Here is a 3,442-nt window from a genome sequence, read left to right on the forward strand (position 1 = left end):
GGGGGGGGCCGCCCGCTTGGGGTGTATCTGCTTCACATTGCGTAAGACGCCCCCCCCGCGCGGGGCGGCCTCCAGCGCGCGGCTGTTGGTATCAACATCGCGGCTTTCGCCGCGCGGACGCCCGCCGGGGCCGGGCGGCGCACCCGCAGGCGCGGCGAATCCGACGCGGGCACTGTCGCCCGGCGTCCCCGACAGCGTGACGGAGGTGATCGATTTGCCTGGCTCGGCCGCCGCGATCTTCGCCAGCAGCTCGTCGGCGGGCAGCGGCGTACGGCCAGCCACCTCGACGGTGATCACGCCGGCGTTGACGGCCTTGAGGATCGGCGCTTCGTAGGAAAGCATCGCGCCGGTGATGCCGACCACGGCCAGCACCACGCCCGCGGTGATGCCCAGGAACCAATGCATCCGGAAAATGGCGTTCTTGAACATGCGCGCGCTCAGCACTGCGCCCAGCGGCGCAGAAGGTTGTGGTAAACCCCGGTCAGCTGCACCAGGCCCGGGTGCCCGGGGGCGGCCTGGGTCAGGTGCTGGATGCCGCGGTCCAGGTCGAACAGTTCGCGGCGCTTGGCCGCATCACTCACCAGGCTCTGCAGCCAGAAAAAGCAGCCCACGCGTTCGCCCCGGGTCACCGGCGTGACCTTGTGCAGGCTGGTGCCGGGGTACAGCACCAGGTCGCCCGCCGCCAGCTTCACGGTCTGCACGCCGTAGGTGTCTTCGATCACCAGTTCGCCGCCGTCGTAGTCTTCCGGCGCGCTCAGGAACAGCGTCGCCGACAGGTCGGTGCGCACCGGTTCGCTGCGGCCGCCGCTGCGGTCATAGCGGACGGCGTTGTCCACGTGGAAGCCGAACGACTGCCCGCCGGCGTAGCGGTTGAACAGCGGCGGATAGATCTTGCGCGGCAGCGCGGCGCTGAAGAACAGCGGGCTGCGCCCCAGCGCGTCCAGCACCAGGCCGCCCAGTTCGCGCGCCAGCGCATCGTCTTCGGGCAGCTGCTGGTTGTCCTTGGCCTGCGCCGACTGGTAGCCGGCCGTAGCCTTGCCGTCGGCCCAGCCGGCGCCGGCCAGGCGCTGCCGGAACAGCGCCAGATGCGCCTGGTCAAGAACCTGGGGTATTCGCAGCAACATGTCGCTCTCCCGGCGTGTTCCGCCCGGCGGTGGGTACCGCGCAGCCGAAGCTCAGAATTGGTAAGTGGCGGTGAGCGTGGCCGAGCGGCCTTCGCCCGGCGTGGCCCAGCCGTTGTTTCGCACGCGGATGAAGTAGTCCTCGTCCAGCACGTTGTTGACGTTGAGCTGCAGCGACAGCGCCGGGTTCACCGTGAAGCCGACCATCGCCCGATGCGTGCTGTAGGACTGCGTGTAGTTGCCGGCGGCCAGGCGGAACGCGTCCTGGTAGGTGATGCCGTAGCCCAGCACCCAGTCCTTCGCGAATTGATACGTGGTCCACAGGCTGGCCGAGCGTTCGGGCGTCTGCACGATCGGCTGGCCGGCCTCCGGATCGGGGTTGGCCACGGTGTTGGTGCAGCCGTTCTGCCCCGGGTTGGCCAGGCAGAAGTCGGAGACGTTGCGCAGCACTTCGCTGTCCAGGAAGGTGGCGTTGGCGAACACCGACCACGCGTCGTTGATCCGCCCGGCCACGCCGAGGGTGACGCCGTCCACGCGCGCCTCGCCGTCGAGCGTCTGCTCGCCCGGCAGCGGGTTGGCCGGGTCGAAGTCGGCCACTTTGTAGTTCTCGCGGGTGTTGCGGTACACCGCGGCGGTCACCGCCAGGTGCTCGTCGAACAGCGCCCACTTGGTACCCAGTTCGATGTTGCTGGCCGACTCGGGATCGACGTTGCAGTTGAGCGCCGTGCAGGATCCATTCACCGAGGCCTTCGACGGCGTCTGGCTGTTGGAATAGCTCAGGTACGCGGTGCCGCGTTCGGTGGGCTTGTAGACCAGGCCGGCGCGGTACGAGAACAGGCGCTCGTCGTTCTCCAGCGTGGGATTCTTTCCGGTGATGGTGCCGATGCCGGGAATCGCCGGCGCGCCCAGCGCCGGGGCCGCCACGACGGTCCAGCTGGCGTTGCTGCCGCGGTTGGCTTCGTAGCGCGCGCCCAGGTTGAGCATCCACTGGTCGTTGAAGGTCAGCGTGTCGAAGGCGTACAGCGCGGCATTCGACAGCTCGCCTTCGCTGCGGGCGGTGAGCGTGTAGTTCACCGGGCCGGTCCACTGCGAGTCGGGATGGGACAGGTCCATGCGCGGCAGCGCCACCAGGGTTCCATCGGGATTGCGCAGCAGGCTGCCCGCGTCGAGGTCGAAGCTTTCGTGCGCGAACGTCGCGCCCACCACCAGCGCGTGGCCGACGCCGCCGGTGTCGAAGCGTGCAGTGAGGTCGGTCTGGCTGATCGCCAGCCCGTTCACGGTGTCGCGCTGGTAGCCGCGCGGGCCGCTGGGCTGGTAGGTGCCGGCGGGCTGGCCCCCGGCGCAGGCCAGGCCGGTGGCCGGGTTGATGCCGTCGGCCAGGCACCAGGTGCCCTGGACCGCGTCCACCACGGTGGTTTGTTCGACGCGCTGGTAGCGGGCCAGGCTGCGCAGCGTCACGGCGTCGCTCAAGTCGTGCTCGAACACGGCGGTGAAGCTGCTGTTGGTGATGTCCTGGCGGTCGAGGTTGCTGTAGCCGTAGTAGCCCTCTTCGTCGATGCCCGGCAGCGTGCCGCCGTAGGCCGAGAAGTAGGGCAGGCCGTACTGCGGCGTGTTTTCATCCTCCTGGTGCACGGCGCTGAGCGTCAGCCGCGTGTCGGAATCCAGCGCCAGGCCGAGCGAGGGCGCGATGCCCCAGCGCTTGAACGACTCGAAGTCCCGGTCGGGCACGTCGTTGCTGTGCGCCATGGCATTGAGGCGGAACGCGGTGTCCTCGCCGATCACCTGGTTGGTGTCGAAGGTGGCGCGGCCGAAGGCATCGGTGCCCGCGCCGAGCGACAGCACGCTGAACTCGTCCAGGCCCGGCGCCTTGCTGACCAGATTGATGTTGCCGCCCACCGACCCGGCGCCCGAGTACACCGAGTTGGCGCCGTTCACCAACTCCAGCGACTGCAGGTTGAAATTGTCGGTGCGGCTGTACTGGGCGCTGTCGCGCACCCCGTCCACGGTGATGTCGGCGTTGGCGCTGAACCCGCGCAGGTTGATGCTGTCGCCGTAGCCACCGCCGCCTTCGCCGGCGCCAAAGGTGATGCCGGGCAGGGTGCTGAGCAGGTCGCGCAGCGACAGCAGGCCCTGCTGGTCCATCGTGGCGCGGTCAACCACCGTGATGGTTTGCGGCGTATCCAGCAAGGCCTGGGTGTACTTGGGCGAGGCCGGTTTGGTGACCTGTTCGCCGGTGACTTCGATTCCGTCCAGGCGCGTGGCGGCGGGCTCGGGCGAGGCGGGGCCGGCGTGGGCGGAGGCCGCCATCGCCGAGGCGATGG

Annotated in this window: 3 protein-coding genes; all 3 read right to left on the reverse strand. The window is 69.2% G+C overall.

Going from position 1 to position 3,442, the window contains the following annotated elements; all coding sequences use genetic code 11:
• Positions 1-429 (reverse strand): PepSY domain-containing protein (locus K0M70_RS00630; protein WP_290777907.1); only part of this gene is annotated, 429 nt, incomplete at its 3' end.
• 8 nt (positions 430-437) lie between these two features.
• Positions 438-1,124 (reverse strand): Fe2+-dependent dioxygenase, encoded by a 687-nt coding sequence (locus K0M70_RS00635; protein ID WP_290777909.1) that lies wholly within the window; start codon positions 1,122-1,124, stop codon positions 438-440.
• 51 nt (positions 1,125-1,175) lie between these two features.
• Positions 1,176-3,428 (reverse strand): TonB-dependent receptor, encoded by a 2,253-nt coding sequence (locus K0M70_RS00640; RefSeq protein WP_290777912.1) that lies wholly within the window; start codon positions 3,426-3,428, stop codon positions 1,176-1,178.
• Positions 3,429-3,442 lie beyond the last annotated feature (14 nt).

This window comes from Arenimonas sp. (assembly GCF_019459675.1).
Lineage (GTDB): Bacteria > Pseudomonadota > Gammaproteobacteria > Xanthomonadales > Xanthomonadaceae > Arenimonas.